The 24,269-nt window shown below is 66.1% G+C and carries 22 protein-coding genes; 15 read left to right on the forward strand and 7 right to left on the reverse strand.

The window, feature by feature from the left end; genetic code table 11:
* Positions 1–179 precede the first annotated feature (179 nt).
* Positions 180–1,349 (forward strand): N-methyl-L-tryptophan oxidase, encoded by a 1,170-nt coding sequence (gene solA, locus ACWPW1_RS11130; protein ID WP_434776501.1) that lies wholly within the window; start codon positions 180–182, stop codon positions 1,347–1,349.
* Here the strand turns inward: solA and ACWPW1_RS11135 are convergent.
* Together ACWPW1_RS11135 and ACWPW1_RS11140 are read right to left on the reverse strand one after the other, a co-directional pair.
* Complete coding sequence (locus ACWPW1_RS11135; RefSeq protein ID WP_271654748.1) at positions 1,346–2,002, reverse strand: ion channel; 657 nt, start codon at positions 2,000–2,002, stop codon at positions 1,346–1,348. The two genes, solA and ACWPW1_RS11135, sit on opposite strands and share 4 nt — an antisense overlap.
* 89 nt (positions 2,003–2,091) lie before the next feature.
* Positions 2,092–3,324, reverse strand: a complete 1,233-nt coding sequence (locus ACWPW1_RS11140; protein WP_059314782.1) for an MFS transporter — start codon at positions 3,322–3,324, stop codon at positions 2,092–2,094.
* Between the two features lie 178 nt (positions 3,325–3,502).
* On the opposite strand from ACWPW1_RS11140, the gene ACWPW1_RS11145 reads away from it, so the two are divergent.
* Both ACWPW1_RS11145 and ACWPW1_RS11150 read left to right on the forward strand, forming a co-directional pair.
* Entirely contained in the window at positions 3,503–3,955 is a 453-nt protein-coding gene (locus ACWPW1_RS11145; protein ID WP_059314783.1) for a MarR family winged helix-turn-helix transcriptional regulator, read from the forward strand.
* Between the two features lie 49 nt (positions 3,956–4,004).
* A complete protein-coding gene (locus tag ACWPW1_RS11150) occupies positions 4,005–4,268 on the forward strand; it encodes a hypothetical protein (protein WP_059314784.1) in 264 nt (87 codons plus the stop codon).
* A gap of 7 nt (positions 4,269–4,275) precedes the next feature.
* On the opposite strand, the gene ACWPW1_RS11155 is transcribed toward ACWPW1_RS11150, so the two are convergent.
* Positions 4,276–5,475 carry an MFS transporter gene (locus tag ACWPW1_RS11155; RefSeq protein ID WP_434776502.1) on the reverse strand — a complete coding sequence of 400 codons (1,200 nt, stop codon included), beginning with the start codon at positions 5,473–5,475 and terminating at the stop codon, positions 4,276–4,278.
* 162 nt (positions 5,476–5,637) lie between these two features.
* Here ACWPW1_RS11155 and ACWPW1_RS11160 point away from each other — a divergent pair, with 162 nt between their 5' ends.
* Positions 5,638–7,308, forward strand: a complete 1,671-nt coding sequence (locus tag ACWPW1_RS11160; RefSeq protein WP_454252918.1) for a methyl-accepting chemotaxis protein — start codon at positions 5,638–5,640, stop codon at positions 7,306–7,308.
* Positions 7,309–7,326: 18 nt separating this feature from the next.
* Here the strand turns inward: ACWPW1_RS11160 and ACWPW1_RS11165 are convergent, their stop codons facing one another.
* Together ACWPW1_RS11165 and ACWPW1_RS11170 are read right to left on the reverse strand one after the other, a co-directional pair.
* On the reverse strand, positions 7,327–8,358 hold the full coding sequence (locus ACWPW1_RS11165; protein WP_454252919.1) for a GGDEF domain-containing protein: 1,032 nt from the start codon (positions 8,356–8,358) through the stop codon (positions 7,327–7,329).
* A gap of 152 nt (positions 8,359–8,510) precedes the next feature.
* The gene (locus tag ACWPW1_RS11170) at positions 8,511–9,284 is read right to left on the reverse strand and encodes an IclR family transcriptional regulator (protein ID WP_323148061.1); all 774 of its coding nucleotides are present in this window, start codon (positions 9,282–9,284) and stop codon (positions 8,511–8,513) included.
* Between the two features lie 98 nt (positions 9,285–9,382).
* Here ACWPW1_RS11170 and hmgA point away from each other — a divergent pair, with 98 nt between their 5' ends.
* Together hmgA and fahA are read left to right on the forward strand one after the other, a co-directional pair.
* Entirely contained in the window at positions 9,383–10,705 is a 1,323-nt protein-coding gene (gene hmgA / locus ACWPW1_RS11175; RefSeq protein WP_454252920.1) for a homogentisate 1,2-dioxygenase, read from the forward strand.
* Positions 10,702–12,000, forward strand: coding sequence for a fumarylacetoacetase (fahA, locus tag ACWPW1_RS11180; RefSeq protein WP_454252921.1), 1,299 nt, complete (start codon positions 10,702–10,704; stop codon positions 11,998–12,000). Before hmgA ends, fahA begins: the two co-directional genes overlap by 4 nt.
* A gap of 3 nt (positions 12,001–12,003) precedes the next feature.
* On the opposite strand, the gene ACWPW1_RS11185 is transcribed toward fahA, so the two are convergent.
* A complete protein-coding gene (locus tag ACWPW1_RS11185; protein WP_059314791.1) occupies positions 12,004–12,486 on the reverse strand; it encodes an Lrp/AsnC family transcriptional regulator in 483 nt (160 codons plus the stop codon).
* Positions 12,487–12,634: 148 nt separating this feature from the next.
* Between ACWPW1_RS11185 and ACWPW1_RS11190 the strand changes: the two genes are divergently transcribed.
* From ACWPW1_RS11190 to ACWPW1_RS11220, 7 genes are all read left to right on the forward strand, one after another.
* Positions 12,635–14,731, forward strand: a complete 2,097-nt coding sequence (locus ACWPW1_RS11190) for an alpha-ketoacid dehydrogenase subunit alpha/beta (protein ID WP_454252922.1) — start codon at positions 12,635–12,637, stop codon at positions 14,729–14,731.
* A gap of 1 nt (position 14,732) precedes the next feature.
* The gene (locus ACWPW1_RS11195; RefSeq protein WP_454252923.1) at positions 14,733–15,992 is read left to right on the forward strand and encodes a dihydrolipoamide acetyltransferase family protein; all 1,260 of its coding nucleotides are present in this window, start codon (positions 14,733–14,735) and stop codon (positions 15,990–15,992) included.
* A gap of 102 nt (positions 15,993–16,094) precedes the next feature.
* Positions 16,095–16,733 (forward strand): maleylacetoacetate isomerase, encoded by a 639-nt coding sequence (gene maiA, locus ACWPW1_RS11200; protein ID WP_454252924.1) that lies wholly within the window; start codon positions 16,095–16,097, stop codon positions 16,731–16,733.
* Between the two features lie 137 nt (positions 16,734–16,870).
* Positions 16,871–17,950: a 4-hydroxyphenylpyruvate dioxygenase gene (hppD, locus tag ACWPW1_RS11205; protein WP_454252925.1), complete on the forward strand. Its 1,080-nt coding sequence runs from the start codon at positions 16,871–16,873 to the stop codon at positions 17,948–17,950.
* A gap of 90 nt (positions 17,951–18,040) precedes the next feature.
* Positions 18,041–19,129 (forward strand): CdaR family transcriptional regulator, encoded by a 1,089-nt coding sequence (locus ACWPW1_RS11210; RefSeq protein ID WP_454252926.1) that lies wholly within the window; start codon positions 18,041–18,043, stop codon positions 19,127–19,129.
* A gap of 87 nt (positions 19,130–19,216) precedes the next feature.
* Positions 19,217–20,353, forward strand: a complete 1,137-nt coding sequence (locus ACWPW1_RS11215) for a glycerate kinase (protein WP_454252927.1) — start codon at positions 19,217–19,219, stop codon at positions 20,351–20,353.
* An 80-nt stretch (positions 20,354–20,433) separates the two neighbouring features.
* The gene (locus ACWPW1_RS11220; RefSeq protein ID WP_454252928.1) at positions 20,434–20,838 is read left to right on the forward strand and encodes a hypothetical protein; all 405 of its coding nucleotides are present in this window, start codon (positions 20,434–20,436) and stop codon (positions 20,836–20,838) included.
* 69 nt (positions 20,839–20,907) lie between these two features.
* On the opposite strand, the gene ACWPW1_RS11225 is transcribed toward ACWPW1_RS11220, so the two are convergent.
* Entirely contained in the window at positions 20,908–21,753 is an 846-nt protein-coding gene (locus ACWPW1_RS11225; RefSeq protein ID WP_454252929.1) for a GNAT family N-acetyltransferase, read from the reverse strand.
* A gap of 183 nt (positions 21,754–21,936) precedes the next feature.
* On the opposite strand from ACWPW1_RS11225, the gene ACWPW1_RS11230 reads away from it, so the two are divergent.
* Both ACWPW1_RS11230 and ACWPW1_RS11235 read left to right on the forward strand, forming a co-directional pair.
* Positions 21,937–23,412, forward strand: coding sequence for an aldehyde dehydrogenase family protein (locus ACWPW1_RS11230; RefSeq protein WP_454252930.1), 1,476 nt, complete (start codon positions 21,937–21,939; stop codon positions 23,410–23,412).
* Positions 23,413–23,576: 164 nt separating this feature from the next.
* Entirely contained in the window at positions 23,577–24,248 is a 672-nt protein-coding gene (locus ACWPW1_RS11235) for a haloacid dehalogenase type II (protein ID WP_271654765.1), read from the forward strand.
* The last annotated feature ends 21 nt before the right edge of the window (positions 24,249–24,269 follow it).

The raw sequence follows: 24,269 nt of genomic DNA on the forward strand, positions 1-24,269 counted from the left end.
ACTCCCTCAAGGTCGATCTCGTTTAATACCACCCCTAATATTAGTAGATTTCAATTAACCATCTCCCTGCAATGGCGGTTTATCAAGACGATCAGGATCCTGCCTCGGATTGCGGCCTTGGCCCTGGGCGCCCCGTCTTGATAGCGTTCGATCCTTGAGCAGAAAAGGCAGGGGATGAAATGACCATCACGACTTATGACGTCGTTGTTGTCGGGCTAGGCGCCATGGGCGCGGCCACGCTCTATCAGTTGGCCAAGCGTGGGGTGAGGGTCGCAGGTATTGATCGCTATTCACCGCCCCACGACCTGGGCTCAAGCCATGGGGTGACCCGGATCACCCGCCAGGCGGTGGGCGAGGGAGCGGCTTATGTCCCGCTCGCGATCCGTTCGCACCAGCTCTGGCGCGAGCTGGAAGCGGAGCGGGGCGTCAATCTCTTCGAGCAGTGCGGCGTCTTGATCATGACGGCCACGACCACGGCCACCTCCCACCACGGCCGCCCGGACTTCACTCGGACCACCCTAGAGCTGGCTCGCCAATACGGCATCCAGCACCAAGAGTGGGATGGCGCCACCATCCGCCAGCGCTTTCCCCAATTTCGCGTCGCGGACGACGCCCTGGGCTACTTCGAACCGGGTGGTGGCTACCTCTACCCGGAAGCCTGCATCCAGGCGCAGCTAAACGCGGCTCGGGAGCGGGGTGCGCAGATTCATATCGATACCGTCATCGAGGGTCTTGAGCAAGACGAGGAGGGCGTGCGGCTGCATTCGGCGCAGGGCAGCTGGCGAGCCAAGCGGGTCATCGTCGCCGCTGGCATGTGGAGCTCCGAGCTGCTGGGTGCGCCTTTCGACCGGCTGCTGCGCGTCTGCCGTCAGACCCTGCACTGGTTCGAAGTCGACAATCCCACGCTGTTTCCGCCTGATTCACCCAGCTTCGTCCTGGCCCACGGCAGCGGCGACAGCGATCTCTTCTATGGCTTCCCACCCTTGCCGGGTGAAAACGCCATCAAGGTCGCCACGGAACAATATCAAGACAATACCACCCCTATAAGGATTGATAGATTTCCTCATCCTGATGAATCAAGCCAGCTGTTCAGTGATCAAGTGGGAAGGTGGATTGGCGGTCTCTCTGCGCGGGCAGTGCGCAGTGCCGTCTGTGCCTACACCGTCACCCCGGATTTCGGCTTCATCATCGACGAACATCCGAGGCTGCCCGGCGTGACCGTGGTCAGCGCCTGTTCGGGACATGGCTTCAAGCACTCGGCAGCGCTGGGCGAGGCGCTCGCCCAGCGGGTGACCACCGGGCGCAGCGACATCGATCTCGGCAGCTTCTCCCTGGCGCGATTCGGCTAGCGGCTGCGTACGGTGAGGGTCACCAGGCGGGTGACCACCAGCGCGATGTACATGACGCCGGAGAACTGGCCCAGCATGACCAGCGAGCGCGCCATCGGCTTGACCGGATAGATATCGCTCAGGCCGACGCCTGAAAGGATGGCGAAGCTGACGTAGAGCAGCTCCGTCCAAGTCCGTGCGGCCATGGGGTCGTTGGCGGCGGTGAAGCTGTTCGGCTGGAGGATCTGGCAGGCCGAGTAGGCGTGAGCGAAGGCCCAGGCCAGCAGCGTGAAGGTCGCGCCTACCGCGAAGAGTTCATCGGTGGTCGCGCGCTGGTCTTCCATCATGTAGGCGATGAGACTGCCGGCGGCATAGAAATAGAAGATCGCGTCGAGAATGGCCAAGGACACAACCAGGTGCCGATCGCCATGCCATTCCACCAGTACCGTGAGCACCAGGATGCAGCCGGCGAGGATAAAGCCCAGCCACTGGATGGTCGGGCTGCGGCGCACCATGCGCAGCGCCGTGGCCAGGACGATGATGCCGAAGGCACCGATGATGGCGCGCCCGTGCTCTTCCTGTTCCACGAAGGGATACAGGAGCAGACCGAGCAACTGGATGAACAGCAGGTTGGCGGAGGGGTAGCGGACCAGGTAGTGCAGCGGGCTCTTCATCGCGACTCGGCGGACGGCTCAGGGGCGGCCAGCGTAGCGGGTGCCGAAGCGGTTAGCCACGGGAGCTTGAGCCTCCCGTGGCGCCGTCGTCAGCTAGCCTTGCGGCGAGTGGAGGGCAACAGGATGGTGAGCACGCCCAGCAGCGGCATGTAGGAGCACAGCTGATACACGTACTCGATGCCGCGATGGTCTGCCAGATTGCCCAGGCCCGCCGCGGCGATGGCACTGAAGCCGAACATCAGACCAAAGAAGATCCCGGCGATCATGCCCACGTTGCCTGGCACCAGTTCCTGGGCGTAGACCACAATGGCCGAAAACGCCGAGGCCAGGATGAAGCCGATGATGACGCTGAGCACGCTGGTCCAGAACAGGTCGACGTAGGGTAGGGCGAGGGTGAAGGGCGCAGCCCCCAGAATCGAGAACCAGATGACCGCCTTGCGGCCGATACGATCACCAATGGGGCCGCCGAAAAAGGTGCCCGCCGCGACCGCGCCGAGAAACAGGAAGAGGTGCAGCTGGGAGCTGGCCACCGACAAGCCGAAGCGCTCGATCAGGTAGAAGGTGAAGTAGCTGGTGATGCTGGCCATGTAGATGTACTTGGAGAACACCAGCAGCGCCAGAATGATCAATGCGAAGGTCACGCGCCGGCGCGACAGACCATGGCTCACGGGAGCCGCCTTGCGTCCCTTGGCGCTGCGCAGGTGGTTGCGGTACCAGCGTGACAGCCCGTATTGCACGCCGATGGCGAACAGGGCGAAGACCGCGAACCAGGCGACATGGGTCTGGCCGTAGGGAATGACGATGGCCGCCGCCAGCAGCGGTCCGATGGCCGTGCCGGCATTGCCACCCACCTGGAAGGTGGATTGCGCGAGGCCGAAGCGGCCTCCCGAGGCGAGGCGTGCCACCCGCGATGTCTCGGGATGGAAGGTGGACGAGCCGACTCCGATCAGGGCCGAGGCGGCCAGGATGGCCGGAAAACTGCCGACGAAAGCGAGCAGCAGCACGCCGATCAGGGTGCAGACCATGCCGGCGGGAAGCAGATAGGGTTTGGGATGGCGATCGGTATGGAAACCGATCCAGGGCTGCAGCAGGGACGCGGTGATCTGAAAGGCCAGGGTGATGAGGCCGATCTGGGTAAAAGTCAGACCATAGCTGTCTTTGAGCATCGGGTAGATGGACGGCAGGACAGACTGGATCAGGTCGTTGATGAGGTGGGCAAGGGCACAGGAGGCAAGAATACCGGCCACCAGGGGCGAGGCGCCGGCCACGGCGGCGGTCGGGGTTTCGCCAGGCGACGCTGGCGCGGCAGAGGAAACGGCCATGCAGGTATTACCCTTATTATTTATGTCCAGCCGCTCACTGTGGCATCCTGTGCTATCGGAATCCAGTGCCAGTTACCGAATGTTTCTGGTAGCTGACGCCTAGTAACCACGGTCTTCACCCTGGTTTGGGTCGTTGGCACTGTCCATTCTTTTCACGCTTTTTGTAATGGCAAATCCCATGACAGCCAAAGATCCACTGCTTCTCGACCAACAACTGTGCTTTTCCCTTTATTCGGCTTCGCTCGCGATGACGCAGCTCTACAAGCCTCTGCTCGAGAGCATGGGGCTGACCTTTCCGCAGTACCTGATCATGCTGGTACTCTGGGAGCACGACGGCCTCACGCTCAAGGAATTGTCCAATCGCTTGCGTCAGGATTCGGGTGCCTTGACCCCGGTGGTCAAGCGCCTCGAAGCGGCCGGACTGGTCACGCGGCGCCGCAGCGCGGAAGACGAGCGCAACCTGTCGATCGAGCTCACGCCTGCCGGACGCGCCCTGCGGGAGCAGGCCAGCGGCGTCAACAGCCAGGTCCGGGAAGTCTGCGCCCTGGGTGATGCCGGCCTGGATGATCTGCGGGAAACCCTGGTCATGCTGCGCAATCGCCTGGACGAAGAAGGCACGTCGAGCGCCTGAACCATCGGCGGGTGAGCGGTTCCCATGGCTACAGCCGCCGGGAGTTTGTATGACCTTCACCTATCAGCCCGACCAAGATTATCTGCTCGTGGATCTCACCAGCGGGCGTACAGCGGGCAAGTTGCTGCGCGGCGAGCTGCATATCGCCGAGAGCTGCCATGGCGAGGATCCACGGACCTACGCGTGCCTGTCGGATCAAACCCTGCGCAGTACCCTGGGCGACGAAGTCGGCCAGCGCGAGGGGGATATTCTGACTTTGCGCCGTACCGGTATCCGTTTGCGCCTGGTGCCCCTGGAACTCGCCTGCGACTAGGGTCGCCTTAGCGTGGACGCTCGCGGTTGCCGAAGAGCCTCCTGAACAGCCAGGCGACCAGCGCCACGTTGATCAGCGCCAGCAGGCAGAGCAGCCCCAGCACGGCCCGAGGGCCGTGGTGTTCCAACAGGTAGCCACACAGCAGGGGGGTAGCCGCCTGGCCGAGTAGCGCTGGGCGAGCCATCCGCCCCAGGACGGTGGCGTAGTCCGCTGGACTCCAGAGCACCAAGGGCAGGGCGCCGCGAATGATGGCCCTGAGGCCATTGCCTGCGCCAAAGATCACCAGCCCCGTCACCGTGACCCAGACGACCCCCGGCCCCAGGGTTACCAGCAGCAGTCCGGCCGCCGTACAGACCACCGAGGCCAGGGCCGTCCATAGGGGATGTCCGTTGCGGTTCAGCAGGTCGATGATCCGCGAAGCCACCTGGCTTGGGCCCAGGCAGGCACTCAGGGCTACCGCGCTTGCCAGGCTGTAGCCAATGCCTTGCAGCAGGGTGATCAATTGGATGGAGATCGCCGTCATCAGCACCGCACCCAGGGTGAACAACGCCGTGAGCACCGTGTACAGCGCCTGGTTCACTGGGGTGGATGGCGCTACCGTCTGGGTCGAACGTGCGACCGATCCCCTGGCTACCGGCGCGGGCAAGGCGCGACGGTAGAGCGGCCAGATGGTCAGCAGCAGGACCGCGGCATAGGCCAGGCAGGCGCCGCGCCAGCCAAGGTGGGTGACCAACAGCGCCGCGACGGGCCAGGTGATGGCGGTGCAGAAGCCGGATACCAGGGTGATGCCGCTGATCGCCGAGCGTGCCTGGGCGCCATAACAGGTCCCTAGGGTTGCGAACAGCGCATCGTACAGACCGGCGGCCATGCCGATGCCCATCACCACCCAGGCCAGCAGGAACAGCGGCAGATGCTGAGCACTGGCCATCAGGATCAAACCAGCCGCCACGCCCAGGCCGCTCAGCGACAGCAGCGTGCGCCCGCCCTGGCGAGCGATCAGCCGCCCACAGGCCGGTGCCAGCAGCCCCGAGACCAGCACGCCAAGGGAGAGGCCGCCATAGACCCACTGGCGAGACCAGCCGGTTTCCTGCACCACCGGATCGGCGAGTACCGCGAGAATGAAGAAGGAGCCGCCCCAGACCAGAATCTGGCCGATGCCGAGCAGCAGGATCTGGAAGGTCGAAGCCTTGGGTGGCGCAAGAGACATGGGTGCGGCGATAGGGGAAGCGAGTTGAGGTTGCGGACCTTAGCCCCAGTAGCCAAGGGCTGCAATCGTCAGATCTTTATTCGGGACGGCAGTTTGTAATCAATCCGACATCTCGCTTGCCTAGGCTGCTCCGCTCGACCGTCTTTCTGCAGTGGCGCCTCCATGGTTCGTTTCCTCGCACGCTTTCGTCGTCCGTCCCGCCGTTCCTGGCTGAGAGCCCTCAAGACCGGCCCGCGAATGCTGTGCTCCTTTACCTTCGCGGCCGTACTGCTCGCCGGGCTCGGCAGCTTTTCCCTGTGGGAGATGCAGCAGTTGCGCCGTCAGGCCCTGAGCATGGAGCAGGACTGGTTGCCGAGCATCGCCATCGCCGATTCCCTGGCGATCAATCTTGGCAAGCTGCGCAATCAGGCCTCGGTGGTCCTGCTCAACGCCGAGGATCCGGGCGCCGTGGCCATGAGCAGGATCACCCTGGAGCAGCTGGTCAACGAGACCAATCAGCTGTTTCGCGACTATGAGCCGGTGATCACCGATGCCACCGAGGGCGATTCGATCAAGGCGCTGCACGAGGCCTATCTGCCATTCGTGGACGGTCTGCGCGAGGAAGTACAGCTGATCGAGCAACAGAAGATCCCGGCCGCGAGGATGCAGCTGGATACCGTGGTGGGCCTCAAGGGCGATCTGATGGACATGCAGGTACAGCTCCTGCGCGAACTGAACAAGCAGGGCGCCGCCCAAGCCAGGGAGGTGGCCAACGTCCAGTTCATCCAGGCCCGCGCCATCGTCTGGTCGGTGATCGGTGGCGCCATCGTGCTATTGCTGCTGCTGGCCTGGCGCCTGACCCGTAGCGTGGTGCAACCACTGCGCCAGGCGCTGGAGATCTCCAGCGGCATTGCCGCGGGTGACCTGCGCCAGACCATCCAGGCCAAGGGCCGTGACGAGGCGGCCCAGCTGCTGCTGACGCTGGAGCGCATGCAGGGCAATCTGCGCGAGGTGCTGGCACACACCGGCAATGCCTCCGAGCAGCTGGCGTCGGCGTCGACGCAGATGAGTGCGGTAATGGACGAAAGCTACCGCAGCCTGGAACAGCAGACCGCCGACATCCAGGATGCGGCCAATGCGGTCACCCAACTGAACCAGGCGGTTCAGGCCGTGTGCGAGCACGCGACGTCCACCTCTGCCGAATCACGGCTCTGCGTCGAGCAGGCCCAGCAAGGCCAGGCGCAGGTCCAGCAGACCCTGGTGGCCATTACCCAGTTGGTGGGCAATGTGGATGAAGCCGCCGCCCAGGCCGATCACCTGGCCGAGCAATCCAAGGGCATCAGCAAGATGCTCGATGTGATCCGCAACGTCGCCGAGCAGACCAATCTGCTGGCGCTCAACGCCGCCATCGAAGCCGCCCGTGCGGGTGATGCCGGGCGCGGCTTCGCCGTGGTGGCCGACGAGGTGCGCGGCCTGGCGCGGCGTACCGGCGAGTCCACCCGGGAAATCGAAGGCCTGATCGACGGCGTGCAGCAGGTGAGCGAAAAGACCGTGATCGCGCTCGATCAGAGTCGCATCCAGGCCAGCCATACCCGCGAGCAGGCAGAGGCGACCTGGCAGGTGCTGGAGGGCATCACCCAGGCGATCACCGCGATCGGTCAGCGCAACGACGCCATCGCGGCCGCCACCGAAGAGCAGACCGCCACCACCGCGGCGGTCGACCGTAATCTGACGCTGATCCGGGATGCGGCGACCCAGACCTCCGCCGGTGCCCAGCAGACCAGTGCCAGCAGCCAGCAGCTGTCGAGCCTGGCCGCCGATCTGCACGGCGCCCTGCAGCGTTTCGAGGTCTAGGGCGCGAGCGGCGTTGCTTCAGGCCGCCAGCATCACCCGGTCGCGGCCTTCCTGCTTGCCGCGATAGAGCGCTTGATCGGCGCGCTCCAGGGCGCTGGCGAAGGCTTCGCAGTCACGGATCTCGCAGACCGCCAGCGTCGCCGTGACCCGCGTGGGACCGCGTTCAAGGGACTGGGTGACCTCGCCTAGCCGCTGGCGAATCCGTTCCGCTACGCTCCAGGCCACTTCGGTCCGGGCCTGGGGTAGCAGCACCAGGAATTCCTCACCACCCCAGCGCGCAGCCAGATCCGTATGCCGGACCTCGCAGCGGATGACATCGGCGATCCGCTGCAGCACCAGATCGCCGCAGTCGTGGCCGAAGCGGTCGTTGATGTGCTTGAAGTGATCCACATCGAACAGGATGAGGCTGCCGTTCACGCCGGCCTGCTGCTCCGCCTGGTCGAGAATGCGCCGACGGTTGTACAGGTTGGTGAGGCTGTCGTGGCTGGCGGAATGCAGGAGATCCAGCTGCATCTTGGTGCTGTGATGGAAAGAGGCGCCGGTGCCATAGAGCAGCAGGACCAGGGCGCAAATGATGTTGACCGTGCCGAACAGCTTGATCGCCAGGGGCGCCAGGCTGGTGGCGGGATGCAGCAGGTAGCCACCCGCCAGGGTCACCAGGATGCCGATCACCAGCAGCAGGTGGCGTATGGGCGCGGTGCGGTAGTTGTAGATGACGATTGGCAGGATACACAGGACGTAGTAATGGAAGTTGCTGTCCCAGCCCAGCTGCCAGGTGGCGATCCAGGCGTGGGCGACTATCTCACAGCTCATCGTCAGGCTGGCGACGCGATAGCGACGCTGACGCAGGGCCGCCAGGCAACCCACGTAGGCCGCCACGCTGCCCACGTTGGCCCAGGCCATCAGGGCCTGATCGAGCAGGACGAAAACCACCAGCAGGGCGACGTGGATGCACATGGCCGCCTGGACCACGGGCTTGGCCACGTCCCAGAAACGTTCGAGCGAATGCTCCAGGGCCTGGTTGCGATCGCGATGGGAAAGAGCACTCATGAAGGGTCACCAGAAAGCAGTGCGCCAATGATAAACGCGCTAAATAATAAGCTTAATGGCAAACGGCCAGCCTGAGTAATCCTTTAGCCGAATGGAGTAGAGAAAGGACTCAATGGAGCTTGCCGAGCCCTCTGCTCACCGCGCAGGCCGGCCTAGCCGCCCAGGCGGGCGCTGATGGTCTGGGCAGCGGCCTCGAGGCGGGACGCGGCCTCACCTTCGGTGTCCGCGGTGAAACCAGGGGCCGCACCTACCACCGTCAATACTCCCGCGAGGCGACCGCCGACGCCCAGCAGCGGTGCGGAGAGCGCGTTGACACCGGCCATCAGCAGGCCATGCACGGGCTGAAGGCGGGTTTCGCGCAGTCGGCGAGTGCTGTCGTCCAGGCTGGCAGGCGAAGGGGCCTGCGGCTGCCGAAGTTCTTCTTCCCGCAGCGCGGCGGTCTCGGCATCTGGCAGGAAGGCGTTGAACACCAGGCCCGTGGAGGAGCCGAGCAAGGGCAGCACCGAGCCGACCTGGGTCACCAGGGTAACGGCGCGGACGGCCTGCTCGACCAGAACCACGGTCGGCCCCTTGTTGCCCCAGACCGCCAGGAAGCAGGTCTCGCCGACCTCGTCGCGCAACGCCGCCAGCACAGGCGCGGCCAGTTTCACCACGTCCAGGCGGCCCAATGCCGCGAGGCCGACGAACAGCGCGGCCTGGCCGAGGCCGTAGTGGTTGGTTCGCGGATCCTGCTCGGCGAAGCCACTGGCGATCAGCGCCTGCAGATAGCGGTGGACCTTGCTCGCCGGCATGTCCAGGTGACTGGCCAGGCGTGACAGCGAGGTGGAGGGCGCCAACTCGGCGAGCGCCTTGAGGATGTCGGTACCGACTTCCGCGGCCTGGACCTTTTGCCGCCGTGGCGGGGCTTCTTCGGAGGTATTCGTCATCTGCTCGACCGACTGGGTAAAGGCAGCGTTATAGCTTGACGCTCTCCTGGGTTCAATTTACTTTTTGCGTAAACCTGTTACGCAAATAGGTGATCCGGTTGAACGTACAACAAGAAGAAGACAGGTCAGCGACCTACCAGTCGGGCTTCGGCAACCACCTGAGCTCGGAAGCCTTGCCCGGCGCGCTGCCGATCGGGCAAAACTCACCACAGCTGGCCCCTTTCGGCCTCTATGCCGAGCAGCTGTCCGGTACCGCCTTCACCGTGCCGCGTGCCGAGGCGCGCCGCTCCTGGCTGTATCGGCTAAGGCCCTCGGCGGCCCACGGCCGCTTCCTGCGTTCGACGAGGCAGCTGACCGGAGATGAACCGGGCGAGGCCACGCCGAATCGGCTGCGCTGGAATCCCTTGCCGTTACCGACAGCCCCTACCGATTTCCTGGACGGCCTGGAACGGCTCGTGGCGACCGCCGCGGGGGATCAGGCCGAAGGCGCGAGCATCTATCGCTATGCCGCCAACACCTCCATGACGCGGGTGTTCTACGACGCCGATGGTGAATTGCTGATCGTGCCGGAATCGGGCCGACTCGATCTGGTCACCGAGCTTGGTCTGTTGCGCATCGAGCCGCTGCAGATCGCGGTGATTCCGCGCGGGATGAAATTCCGCGTGGAGATCCCCGAGGGCGGACCGGTCCGCGGTTATGTCTGCGAGAACCACGGGCGCTGCCTGCGGCTGCCCGAGCTGGGGCCCATCGGCAGCAACGGCCTGGCCAATCCGCGGGATTTCCAGGCACCCGTGGCACGTTTCGAAGATCGGGACGTGCCGACGCGCCTGGTACAGAAGTTTCTCGGCGAGCTCTGGGAAACCCAGCTGGACCACTCGCCCCTGGACGTGGTCGCCTGGCACGGCAACAACGTGCCCTACCGCTACGATCTGCGCCACTTCAATACCCTGGGCACGGTCAGCTTCGATCACCCGGACCCTTCGATCTTCACGGTGCTGACCGCTCCGGGCACCAGCGAAGGCATGGCCAACATCGACTTCGTGATCTTTCCGCCACGCTGGATGGTGGCCGAGCACACCTTTCGCCCACCCTGGTTCCATCGCAACCTGATGAACGAATTCATGGGCCTGATCCAGGGCGCCTACGACGCCAAGGCCGATGGCTTCGCGCCGGGCGGGGCGTCCCTGCATGGCTGCATGAGCGCCCATGGCCCAGATCATCTCTCGACGCAGAACGCGATCGCCGCGGAGCTGCGTCCGCACAAGATCGAGAACACCATGGCCTTCATGTTCGAAACCGGTCGCGTCCTGCGGCCAACCCGTCACGCGCTCGCCTCGCCGCAGCTGCAGCCTGACTATGACGCCTGCTGGGCCGATCTGGCCAAGTCCTTCGTGGCACCTTCCGGAGTACCGCAACCATGACCGCCGACGGACTTAGCTGGGTCGACTCGGCCAATGGCCATGCCGATTTTTCCCTGCACAACCTGCCCCTGGGCGTGTTCAGTCGCGGCCAGGAGACGCCGCGTGGCGGGATGGCCGTGGGTGATTTCATCCTCGATCTGCGCTTCGCTCTCGAAGCCGGGCTGTTCCAGGGCGAGGCGCAGCGGGCCGCGGAACTGGCCGGCGAGGAGACGCTGAATGCCTTCTTCGCCGCAGGCAAGGCGACACGGATCGCCCTGCGCCAAGCGGTGCAGGCGCTGCTGCGGGCCGATCATCCGCAACGTGACCAGCTCCTGGAACTGGGTGAGCACTTGCTGCACCCCCAGAGTGCCTGCCGGATGCACCTGCCGGCGCGCGTGGGCGACTACACCGATTTCTATGTCGGCATCCATCATGCCACCCAGATCGGACGGCTATTCCGCCCCGACAATCCACTGTTGCCCAACTACAAGCACGTGCCCATCGCCTACCACGGGCGCGCCTCGACGCTGGGCGTCTCCGGCGAAGCTTTCAAGCGCCCCAGGGGCCAGACGCTGCCGCCCGGACAGGAGGCGCCCGTCTTCGGACCCTGTCGCCGGCTGGACTACGAGCTGGAACTGGGCATCTGGATCGGGCCGGGCAACGCCCAGGGTGAGCCCATCGCCATCGCCGATGCGGCGGAGCATATCGCCGGTTTCTGTCTGCTCAACGACTGGTCGGCGCGGGATATCCAGGCCTGGGAATATCAACCTCTGGGTCCCTTCCTGTCGAAGAGCTTCGCCAGCACCCTGTCACCCTGGGTGGTGACCGCGGAAGCCCTGGCGCCTTATCGCACCGCGCAACCGGCGCGACCGGCCGGTGATCCGCAGCCCTTGCCCTATCTGTTCGACGAGGACGATCAGGCCGGGGGCGCCCTGGATATCGAGTTGGAGGTGCTGCTGCACACACCGCTCATGGCGCAGCAGGGGCTGCCCGCCCAGCGTATCGCCCTGAGCAACACCCTGAACATGTACTGGACCGTGGCGCAGATGGTGGCCCATCACACGGTCAATGGTTGCACCCTGAATCCGGGCGACTTCTTCGGCTCCGGCACGCTGTCTGGTCCGGACGCGGGCAGCTGCGGCAGCCTGCTGGAAGTCACCCAGGGCGGCAAACAGCCCCTGCAGCTGCCCAGCGGTGAAACCCGCACCTTTCTGGAGGACGGCGACGAGGTCATTCTCCGGGCACGCTGCCGCAAGCCCGGCCTGCCTGCGATCGGCTTCGGCGAGTGCCGCGGCCGGGTGCAGGCGGCGGACTAGGCGTCAGCCCAGCTGATCGAGGGGCAGGGGTGAGGGACGTTTGATCTCGCGCAACACCACGGCGGAACGGATCTCGCTCACCCCCGGCAACTTGAAGATGACGCTGTGCAGAAAGGCGTCGTAGCTGGCGATGTCGGCGGTGACCACCTTGAGCAGGTAGTCGGCCTGGCCAGTGGTGCTGAAGCATTCGATGATGGCGGGGCAGTCCTGCACCGCGCGCTCGAATTCCTCCACCACGTTTTCCACGTGGCGTGACAGGTTCACCTCGGCCAGCACACAGGTGGCCAGCCCGACACGGGTGCGGTCGACCACCGTGGTATAGCCCTGGATGACGCCGTCCTTTTCCAGGGCCTTGAGCCGTTTCCAGGTGGGCGTGGTGGACAGGCCGATGCGCTGGGACAGGTCCTGGACCGAGAGGCGACCGTCCTGCTGCAAGGCGGCGAGAATTTTCAGCGAATAGCTGTCGCGAGTAGATTCATTTTTCATTTGTTGTTTTCCGTACCTGCTCTTGCTCCGATTATGCGTTTTCCGAGAAAACGGAAAAGCACTTTCTCCGCCCCGGCTCTTACCATCCTGTCCTAGGGATTCGGCGCGCCTGCCGCCGGCACCGCACTCACCACAGGACAAGAACAAGATGACGGTGATTCAGAAGAAGCCTCGCCAGGCCGCGCCTGTGCCGGCAGCGCCTGTTCCTCACGCCGCCTATGACTGGCAGCGGGTGGCCTACCTGATGCTGGTCTCGCGCGCCCTCGACGAACTGGAGGAAACGAGGCTGGTGCCCGAGCGCAAGGTGCTCTACCAGTTTTCCGCGCGCGGCCATGATCTGGCGCAGATCCTTTTGGGCCTGTCCCTGACCGATGTGCACGACGCGGCCTGCGGCTACTACCGCTCGCGGCCGATGCTGCTGGCGCTCGGGGTGGACCTGGCCGACGCCCTGGGGTCGTCCATGGCCCGCGCCGGGGGCTATTCCGACGGTCGCGACATCGGTGTGGTGTTCAACCATCCCAATGTGGGGGGTGCCACGGCGCTGCCCATGTGCGGTGGCGTCGGCGCCCAGTACACGCCCACCGCCGGCTGGGCCCAGGCCGTCGAGTACCGCGCCCGGGTGATGGGCGACGCGAGCTTTGCCCGCTCCATCAGCGTGGTGATGGGCGGCGATGGCTCGGTCGCCACCAACGGCTTCTGGTCTGCCCTGACCATCGCCACCACCCAGAAGCTGCCCATGCTGTTCTATATCGAGGACAATGGCTTCGGCATCTCCGTCCCCTCGACCTTCCAGACCCCGGGCGCGGATATCGCCCGGAACCTCGCCAGCTTCCAGGGTCTGCATGTGCTGTCTGGCGACGGTTGCGACCCCCAGCAGAGCGCGGCCTTGATCCAGCAGGCCATCGCCCACGTGCGCGACCGCCAGGGTCCCTGCCTGCTGCGGCTCAAGGTGCCTCGCCTGCAGGGGCATAGCTTCCAGGACACCCAGGCCTACAAGAGCGCGGCGACGGTGAAGCGCGAATGGTCGCGCGATCCCTTGCCGCGCCTGCGCGATTTCCTGATGCCGGCGAGCCTGTCGGCGCACGCCTGGGAGGCGCTGGAGCGTTCCGCCCACGAAGCCGTCGAGGCGGCACGGGAAGCGGCCGAAGCCAGACCGGTCAGCGATCCGCAGCAGGTGACCCGCCACGTGTTCTTCGAGGGTGAACCGCAGCTCCGGGGTGGACAGCATCCCGAAGGCTATGTGCCGCCACCGGTCAGCGAAACACCCAGCCCCGCAGGCCAGCGCCTGAACATGGTCGCCGCCATCCGCCGCACTCTTGATCACGAATTGGCGGTGAACGAACGAGTCGCGCTGTTCGGAGAGGATGTCGGGCCCAAGGGCGGCGTTCATGCGGTGACCCTGGGGCTGCAGGAGAAGTACGGCGCCGAGCGCGTCTTCGACACCAGCCTGTCGGAGGAGGGCATCATCGGCCGGGCGGTGGGCATGGCCCTGGCGGGGCTGATGCCGGTGCCGGAGATCCAGTTCCGCAAGTATGCCGACCCGGCGATGGAGCAGATCAACGACTGCGGCACCATGCGCTGGCGTACCCACAACCGCTTCGCCGCGCCCATGGTGGTCCGCATTCCCGGCGGCTTCTTCAAGTGCGGCGATCCCTGGCACAGCCAAACCAACGAGGTCCAATTCGTGCACTCGCCCGGTTGGCGGGTGGCCGTGCCGTCCAATGCCGAGGATGCCGTCGGCCTGCTGCGTACGGCCCTGAGGGGCAATGACCCGGTGATCTTCTTCGAGCACCGCGCCATGCTCGACGCCGCTTCGGCGCGGCGGCCCTATCCCGGTGACGACTTCGTGCTGCCCTTCGGCAAGGCGCGCACGGTGGTAGCCGGCGACGCCCTGACGCTGGTGACCTGGGGAGCCATGGTCGAGCGCTGCGAGGCCGCCGCCGAGGGTCGCTCGGTAGAGGTCATCGACCTGCGCACCCTAATGCCCTGGGACTGCGAGGCGGTACTGGCCTCGGTCAACCGCACCCATAGGTGCCTGATCGTCCATGAGGACCTGGGCACGGCGGGCTTCGGCGCTGAAATTGCCGCCGTGGTCGCCGAGCAGGCCTTTCTGCAACTGGACGCCCCCGTGGCCCGGCTGACCATGCCCGACATCCCCAGTCCGCATCATCCGACGCTGATGGAATTCGTCTTGCCTTCGGTAGCGCGGATCCAGGCCAAGATCGACGAACTGGTGGGGTTCTGACATGAACGATCTGACCGTGCAGAACCCGCCAACGGTGGAGATCCGCGCGCCGCTGGAGCGCGATGGCACCAGGGCCGAGGTCCGCCGCTGGTTGAAGGAGAGCGGCGAGCCAGTCGCCAAGGACGAGCCCGTGGTCGAGCTGGAGACCGACAAGGTGGTGGTGGAGGTCGCCGCACCGGCGGCCGGTATCCTGGAGATACTTGAGGTGGCGGGCGGCGACGTCGAACCGGGGACCGTGCTCGGCCGTATCGGCGCGGGTGCAGGGCAGTCGCTCGAACCCCAGCCGGCGCCAAATGCGGAAGCCCCGCCATCGTCAGAGAGCGAGCAGGTCCGTTTCGATCCCGCGTTGCGCTTGTCGCCGGTGGTGCGCCGCCTGCTGGCGGAGCACGACCTGGACCCGGAGGCGCTGGCGGAGCAGGGCACCGGGCGCGACGGCCGCCTGACCCGCGAGGACGTGCTCAAGGTCATTGCCGAGCGCACGCAGCCGGCAGGAAAACAGTCGGTGCCAGCAGTCACCGAGGAAGCAGCACCGGAACGGCCGGCGCCGTCTGCGGGTCCCCGCGTGGCCGCCCAGGTCCCGCACAGCACCCTGCGCCGGACCATCGCCCTGCGTCTGCAACAGTCGGTGACGGTCGCGCCCCATGTGACGACCGTCTTCGAAGCCGACTTTACCGCCGTCGAAGCGCACCGGCGCCGTCACAAGCCGCGGTTCGCGGAACAGGGCGTGCGGCTGACCCACACGGCCTACCTGGTCCTGGCCGCCGTGGCGGCCATGCGCCGGGTGCCGGAGGTGAACAGCCGCTGGCATGACGACTACCTGGAAGTGTTCGCCGATGTGAACCTGGGCATAGGCACCGCCCTGGGCGAGCAGGGACTCATCGTGCCGGTCATCCACCAGGCGCAGGCGTTGTCGCTGCTGGGCGTCGCCACCCGCCTGCAGGAGCTGACCAATGCCGCACGCGGCGGCTTTCTCCGGCCGGAAGAGGTCCGCGGCGGCACCTTCACCCTGTCCAATCATGGCGTCTCCGGTTCGCTGCTGGCCACGCCCATCATCATCAACCAGCCGCAGTCCGCCATTCTGGGCGTGGGCGCCCTGGAAAAGCGCGTGGTGGTACGAGAGATCGAGGGTATCGACACCTTCCAGGCGCGGCTCAAGGCCTATGTATCCCTGACGATCGACCACCGGGTCCTTGATGGCAGTCAGGCCAATGCCTGGTTGACGCGCTTCATCGAGGTGATCGAGAGCTGGCCGCTGGAGTAGCGACCAGCCTTGACAAGTCACACGCGTCAGGAGCAGATTCCACTTAACGTAATTGAATTACGCAAAAACAAGAAACGGTAAGGCGATCGCGGGGCAGCCCTGATGGACCTCTACACCTATTACCGCTCGAGCTCGTCCTACCGGGTCCGCCTCGCGTTGGCCCTGAAGGGGCTCGACCATCGCGCCGTGCCGGTCAATTTGCTGAGCGACAAGCAGCGCCAGCCCGCCTACCGCGCGCTCAACCCCCAAGGGCGGCTGCCCAGCCTGCGCCTCGACGGCGGCGAAGTCCTGAACCAGTCACCCGCCATCATCGAATACCTGGAAGAACGCTATCCGGCGGTGCCGCTGCTGCCGACGGATCCACTGCTGCGCGCCCGCCATCGTGGTATCGCGGCCCTGATCAGTTGCGATATCCACCCACTGCATAACGTCTCGGTGCTCAATCGCCTGCGCGGCCTGGGCCTGGATGAGCCGGCGATTCTCGACTGGATTGCCCACTGGATAGGCGAGGGGCTGGCCGCGGTGGAGGCGCAGGTCGGCGATACCGGGTTCTGTTTCGGCGCACGGGGGCTGGCCGACGTCTACCTGCTGCCTCAGCTCTATGCCGCGCGGCGCTTCCAGGTGGACCTGTCGGTCTACCCGCGCCTGCTGCGCGTGGAGGCCTTAGCCGCAGCCGATCCCGCCTTTCAACAGGCCCACCCCGCGATGCAACCGGATAGCCCGGAGCGGGTGGCCTCGTGAAATTCCTCGGTTGCCAGCTCCTCCTTGGTGACTTCCTCGCCCGCAGCGTGCGGGGCCTCTCCTGCGCGCCGCCCTTGACCTGGTGCTAGACCGCGTTGCCGGCATCGTCCGTCCCGTCGCCAGTCAAGGAGCCAATCATGGCCGATCTGTTTGAAAACCCCATGGGCCTCATGGGTTTCGAGTTCATCGAATTCGCCTCGCCCACCCCGAATGTCATCGAGCCGGTGCTGGAAAGCCTCGGCTTCAGTCACGTCGCCAACCACAGGTCCAAGGACGTGCTGCTGTTCCGTCAGGGCGACATCAATGCCGTCGTCAACCGCGAGAAGACCGGCCATGCAGCCTATTTCGCCTCGGAGCACGGCCCATCCGTTTGCGGCATGGCCTTTCGTTGCCGCGATTCCCACCACGCCTACGCCAAGGCCCTCGAACTCGGCGCCCAGGCGGTGGACATGCCTACCGGCCCCATGGAATTGCGCCTGCCGGCGATCAAGGGCATCGGCGGCGCGCCGCTGTACCTCATCGACCGCTTCGAGGAGGGCAGCTCCATCTACGACATCGACTTCGTCTTTCTGGACGGGGTCGAGCGCAAGCCGGTGGGCGCCGGTCTCAAGGTCATCGACCACCTGACCCACAACGTCTATCGCGGACGCATGGCCTACTGGGCGGACTTCTACGAGCGGCTGTTCAACTTCCGCGAGCTGCGCTATTTCGACATCAAGGGCGAATACACCGGCCTCACCTCCAAGGCCATGACCGCGCCGGATGGCCTGGTGCGCATTCCGCTCAACGAGGAATCCTCGCGCGGCGCCGGACAGATCGAGGAATTCCTCATGCAGTTCAACGGTGAGGGCATCCAGCATGTGGCCTTCCTCACCGACGACCTGATCGCCACCTGGGATCGCCTCAGGGCCTGCGGCACTCGCTTCATGACGGCGCCACCGGAGACCTATTACGAGATGCTCGAAGGCCGCCTGCCGAATCATGGCGAGCCGGTGGAGGAGCTGAAGTCTCGTGGCATCCTGCTCGATGGCAGCGCCGAAGATGGCGAGCGCCGGCTGTTGCTGCAGATCTTTTCCCAGACCGTGCTGGGGCCGGTGTTCTTCGAGTTCATCCAGCGCAAGGGCGACACCGGTTTCGGCGAGGGCAACTTCAAGGCGCTGTTCGAATCCATCGAGCGCGACCAGGTGCGTCGTGGGGTGCTGAGCACCGCGGAGTAGCGCCTGGCTCCCCGTCGGCTTGCCCAGCGGTGGGGAGGCCTCTAAGGTGACGGCGCGCCGTGCAGGCGCTCTTCAACTCTAGAGGTGGCCATGGAACTGAGCCAGACCCTGGCGCAGGAAATCGTCGAGCGCGCCATGCGCATCCTGCCGGGCAACGTCAATGTCATGGATGCGTCCGGGCTGATCATCGGCTCGGGTGATCCCGCACGGTTGTTCACTCGTCATGCCGGGGCGCGTCAGGTGATCGCCGAGGGGCGCGCGGTGGCCCTGGATCGGGCTGCCGCTGCCCGGCTGCCCGGCGCCCAGGCCGGGATCAACCTGCCGTTGTATCGCCAGGGCGAGCTGGTCGGGGTGCTCGGGGTGACAGGCGAGGACGCCGAGCAGCTGCGCCTGCCGGCCGAACTCTTGCGCCTGACGGCCGAAATGCTCATCGAACAGGCAACCGGGCAGCTGCCCAGTACACCCTTCATGACAACGCCCCTGCTGCGTCAGCTGCTGGCACCGGGTGCGACAGTCGAGCTGGGTCGCCATGCCACTCTGCTCGGCCTGAAACCGGACCTGCCGCGGGACGTTCTGCTGCTGGCGTTCGCCGCGCCGGCGCCAGACTTTGGCGACTGGGCACAGCGGCGAGTGCCCGACAGCTGGTGCCTGCCGCGTGAGGACGGTCAGTGGCTCTGGTATCGCCCAGGGGCGGAGGCCCCGGAGGCGCTCCTGGAGGAATTGCCGGCCCAAGGCTGGGCACTCGCACGCAGCGCCTGGATTCCCCAGATACGGCCTTGGACAGGGCTGGCCGAGACAACCCTGCGCGCGTTGGATCTGCTGGCGGTGGCAAGGCGACTGCGACCGCAACGCCTTCAGGTGCGCCTGGATGACCTGGCCTTGCCGACCTGGTTGCAGGGGCAGGTCTCCCGCACGGACGGCGCCTGGCTGCTGGAACCGCTACTGCGGCTTCGCCAGGCTGATCGAGAGGGTCAGCTGCTGGCGACGTTGCACAGCTGGTTCGCCCAGGATGCCAGCCCCCAGGCCTGCGCCGAGGCGCTGGGGCTGCACCGCAACGGCCTGCGTCATCGACTCGATCGTATCCAGGCGCTGACGGGTCGGGATCCACGTCGCTTCGCCGACGCCGCCGAACTGTACTGCGCGTTGCTGCTAATGGATCATCACTGGGCAGACGCCTAGTCGTGATCCATCTTCGCTGGGCATTCGTCCCGTTGTAGTGCCGCCTGATCCGGGAAACACTCGGCGCACAACAACGGAGAATCGCTCATGAAGATCGTCATCGCCCCTGATTCCTTCAAGGAAAGTTTGTCGGCCGCCGGCGTCGCCCGCGCCCTGGCCCGAGGTCTGCGCCAGGCCCTGCCGGAGGCGGAGCTGATCGAGTGCCCGCTGGGCGATGGCGGTGAGGGCACCCTGGACGCGGTCCTCGCGGCTACTGACGGCGAGGTGCGCGAGGCGCAGGTGACCGGCCCCCTGGGCGAAGCGGTAACCGCCCGCTGGGGCTGGCTGGCCGAGCAGCGCACCGCCTTCGTCGAGATGGCCAGCGCCAGTGGCTTGGAGCTGGTACCGAAGGCGCGTCGCGATGTCCGGGTGGCGACCTCCCGAGGGACGGGTGAGCTCTTGCGGGCGGCACTGGATGCCGGGGCCGAGCGTCTGGTTCTGGCCATCGGCGGCAGCGCCACCAACGACGGTGGCGCGGGGCTGCTGCAGGCCCTGGGCGCGCGGCTGCTGGATGCCCAAGGGCAAGCGCTGGCACCCGGTGGTGCGGCCCTGGCCAACCTGGCGAGCATCGACCTGGCGGACCTGCACCCGCGTCTGGCCGAGGTAGCGGTGGTCATCGCCGCCGATGTCGACAATCCGCTCTGCGGCCCCCAGGGTGCCAGCCATGTCTTCGGGCCGCAAAAGGGTGCTTCGCCCGAACAGGTACAGGAACTCGATGGCGCGCTGGCGCATTTCGCCACGATCACCGCCGCCACGCTGGGCCGCGATGTCCGCGAGCGGCCTGGTGCCGGCGCCGCCGGCGGTGTGGGCTTTGCCGCCCTGGCCTTTCTCGGGGCGACCTTCCGCCCCGGTATCGAGGTGGTGGCGGACCTGGTGGGGCTGAAGGAAGCGCTGACGGGCGCTGATCTGGCGTTGACCGGGGAAGGGCGGCTCGACGGCCAGACCCTGAGGGGCAAGACGCCCGCCGGCGTGCTGCGCCTGGCGCAGCGCCAGGGCGTGCCCGTGGTGGCTGTGGCTGGCTCCCTGGGCGAGGGCTACGACGCCCTCTATGAGCAGGGCCTGACAGCGGCCTTCAGCCTGGTTTCCGGGCCGCTCAGCCTTGACGAGGCGCTGGCCCAGGCCGAGGTACTGCTGGAGCGTACCGCCCGCGACATCGGCCGCCTCTGGCGGACCGCCAGAAGCTGAGGTCAGAGCCCTTCATGATGGCTGGCAGGGCGGCCGGATTTACCTCATGCTGGGCGTCCCGTTCTCGATCGATTGCCGTGATGACCCCGACTGCGATCCTGCGTGCCGGCCTGCTGTCTTTGGCGCTGGTGCTGCCGCTGCATTCCGCCCTGGCGGTGATTCCCAGCCTCAAGCCCGCCAATACCTGCGTGCGTAGCGCCTTCGTGCTGCGCTGCCAGGACGGGCAGGGGGGCTGGTACAGCGTGGCGGTGCAGGGCAATGACACCCTGATGCGCGGCTATGATCCGGTCTCGGGTCTGTCCTGGTCCCAGACCAGTACCCGCCTCGGACGGCTGCAGTTCTTCAGCGGCCTGACCAGCGACGGCAACCTCTGGCTGGGTCGCACCCGCCAGCTGGGCTGGAACGTCATCAGCCGCTTTTCCACCTCACAGGGGGACCGCGCCCGCACCAGCTGTAATCGCGTGGCGGGGTGCGAGTGGCGCTAGGTGTCGAGTTGAATGGACCGGGCAGCTGACCCGGCAAGGTCTGAGCCGCGCTGCCAGGTAGGTTGCCCCTCAGCCCAACGCCTGGGTCAGTAGCGCGAACTGATCCACCCCGTCGCGGGACACCGGTGCCTCGCCCTTGGCCATCTGCTCGACCTCGTCGACCTGGGGGATGCCCAGCTCGCTGAGCCAGGGATTGAGGCCGCTACGAGCCGTCACATCAAAGCGTACATAACGCCCTTCGGCGTGACGGAGCAGGGCAAGGATCAGCGCCCTGGCCTGGTCGCCGGATTCGGCGATCACCGGGCCGACCGACAGACCGCGACCGTAAGGGCGCAACAAGGCGAAGCCGCGCAGCTGGCCGTCACGCTCCAGACCGACGATGCGCTCGGCCTGCGGCAGCAGCTCCTGTAATAGGGTGGTGCGGTCCAGGCCGGTAGCAGCCTGGGCGAGAAGCTGAAGCTGGGGGACAGCGGCCAGGGTCAACTCCAGAACCTGGCTTTCCAGCGGGTGTTGCTGTTCGTCCATGGCCGGCAACGTGGCGACCTGGTGCTGATAGATGCGCTCGTAGGAGACGAAGCCCTGGCTGCGGTAGAGCGGGGCACCGCGCAGGGTAGCGACCAGCAGTGGTGTGCGGGTGCCGGCCAGTCCGATAAGACCGTCCATGAGGCGGCGACCGTGACCCTGGCCCTGGTGGCTGTCGGCGACGATCACCAGGCCGATGGTGGCGTAATCGCCCTGGGGGACGCAGAAGCCGGTACCGAACACCCCCTGGTCGTCCTCCAGCGTCAGGCCTTCTCCGGTATGGAACAGGCATTGCCAGTCTTCCAGCCGATGGGGCCAGTGCAGCGCCTGGGACAGGCGGTAGGCGGTAGCGAGGTCAGTTTCGCGCAGAGGTCTCAGGGTGGCGTGGGACACGGCGGGGCTCCGGTTCGGGTCTGGCTGATGCAGACGTCAGCCTAGCAAGGCCCGACGGCAGATTCGGTTGCCGGTAGCAGGACGCAGCGGCGTGAGGCACCGAAGGTCCGGGCCAGTTCGGCAAAAGATGGCGGCCCGCCGGCCTAGCATGGGGCCAAGCCCACAGCCCTAGCGGAGCGCGCCATGGCCTCGTTCGACCCCAGAGAAGTTGCGGTTCGTTGTGCCCATTTCATCGGCGGCCGCAGCCGCGATGCCACCGCCGAACTGGAGGTCTTCCGCCCCTCGGACGGCCAGTTCCAGAGTGGTTTGCCGTGCGCCTCGGTAGACCTGGTGGATGAGGTGGTGGAGGGCGCCTGGCGCGCCTGGAAGGCCAGCGACTGGGCCAGCCGACCGCCGCGGGAGCGGGCGCGGGTGATGCGCCGCTGGGCCGATCTGGTCGAAGCCGATGGTGAAATCCTCGGCCCGCTGGAGGCGGTGGGTTCGACCCGTCCGCTGCGCGAGGTGCTGGCCTGGGACATTCCCTATGTCGCCGAGGGCATCCGCTTCTTTGCCGAATTCGCCGACAAGCACGGTGGCGAGGTGGCGGCCACCGCCACCAGCCACCTGGGCCTGCAGATCACCGAGCCCTATGGCGTGGTGGGCGCCATCGCGCCCTGGAATTTCCCCCTGAGCATGGCCGGCTGGAAGATCGCGCCGGCGCTCGCGGCCGGCAATGCGGTGGTGATCAAGCCGTCGGAGCTGACGCCATTCTCGATCCTGCGCCTGGCCGAACTGGCCACCCTGGCCGGGCTGCCCGCTGGCATTCTCAGCGTGGTCCAGGGTGATGGCCGGGTGACCGGCGATGCCCTGTGCCGGCATCCGCGCATCGGCAAGGTCACCTTTACCGGCTCCACCGGTACCGGCACGGCCATCATGACCGCCTGCGCCGAGAGCGGCCCCAAGCCGGTGACCCTGGAGCTGGGCGGCAAGAGTCCGCAGCTGGTGTTCGCCGATGCGCCGGATCTGGCGCGGACCGCCCGCAGCGTGGCGGCCGCCATCACTGGCAACGCCGGCCAGGTCTGCGTCTCGGGTTCGCGCCTGCTGGTGCAGCGCGCCGCCCTGGAGCCGATGCTGGAAGGGATCCGCGCGGCCTTCGCCGACTTGCGTCCGGGGCCGACCTGGTCGGCAGAAGCGACGCTGTCCCCGATCATTTCCCAGCGCCAGGGCCAACGTATCCAGGACATCGTCACCCGCAGCCAGGCGGCCGGCGCGGAGATCCTGGTCGGTGGCGCGCTGGAGGAGGGACTAGGCGGCGCCTACTATCAGCCGACGCTGATCACCGCGGTTGGCGCGGACAATCCCGCCGTGCGCGAAGAGATCTTTGGCCCGGTGCTGACCGTGCAGGTGTTCGACGATGAAGCCGAGGCCCTGGCGCTGGCCGACCACCCTACCTACGGCCTGGCGGCCGGCGTGCACACCGCCGACCTCGGCCGGGCGCTGCGCCTGACCCGGGCGCTGGAAGCCGGTACCGTCTGGGTCAATCGCTATGGCCGTAGCCACGACTGGATCATCCCCACCGGCGGCTACAAGCGCTCTGGCATCGGCAAGGACCTGGGCCGCGCCGCCTATGAGGCCACGCTGCGCAGCAAGAGTGTGCTGATCGATCTGGAGCATTCCTGAGCACACCGCAAACAATGCTGGGCCCTACCGGTAAAACGGTTTTTTCTATCTCTCGCGGCGTCTGAAAGCGGACAACTGTCAGGCCCGCCAATGCTGTAATGCTTGCCAGGGGCGCCACCGGCGTTCCGGCCTTCACCTACCATTCCCGTCAAAGGACCCTTGCCATGACCGCCTTTCGGCCCAAGTACATCACCTTCGACTGCTACGGCACCCTGACCCGTTTCCGCATGTCCGACATGGCCCGCGAGATGTTCGCCGACCGCATCCCGGCCGAGGCGATGGATAGGTTCTGCAAGGACTTCAACGGCTATCGCTTCGACGAGGTGCTTGGCGCTTGGAAGCCCTATTCGGAGGTGCTGTACACAGCGGTCGAGCGTACCTGCAAGCGCTGGGGCATCTCCTTCACCGATGCCGAGGCCAATGCCTACTACGAGGCGGTGCCGAGCTGGGGTCCGCATCCGGACGTGACCGCGGGCCTGGCCAAGATCGCCGACAAGATCCCGCTGGTGATCTATTCCAACGCCGCCGACGAGCAGATCATGTCCAACGTCGACAAGCTGGGCGTACCCTTCCACCGGGTCTTCACCGCCGAGCAGGGCCAGGCCTACAAGCCGCGCCTGCAGGCCTTCGAATACATGCTCGACACCCTTGGTTGTGGTCCGGAAGACGTGCTGCACGTGTCGTCGAGCTTCCGTTACGACCTCATCCCGGCCGACTACATGAACATCAAGAACAAGGTGTTCGTGAATCGCGGTCACGAGCCGAGCACGCCGTTCTACAGCAACACCGAGATCAAGGACATCGGCGGCCTGGCCGCCGTGGTCGGTCTCGAATAATACCTTGAGCCGCCGGAGCGC

Source organism: Pseudomonas sp. Marseille-Q7302, from assembly GCF_965111925.1.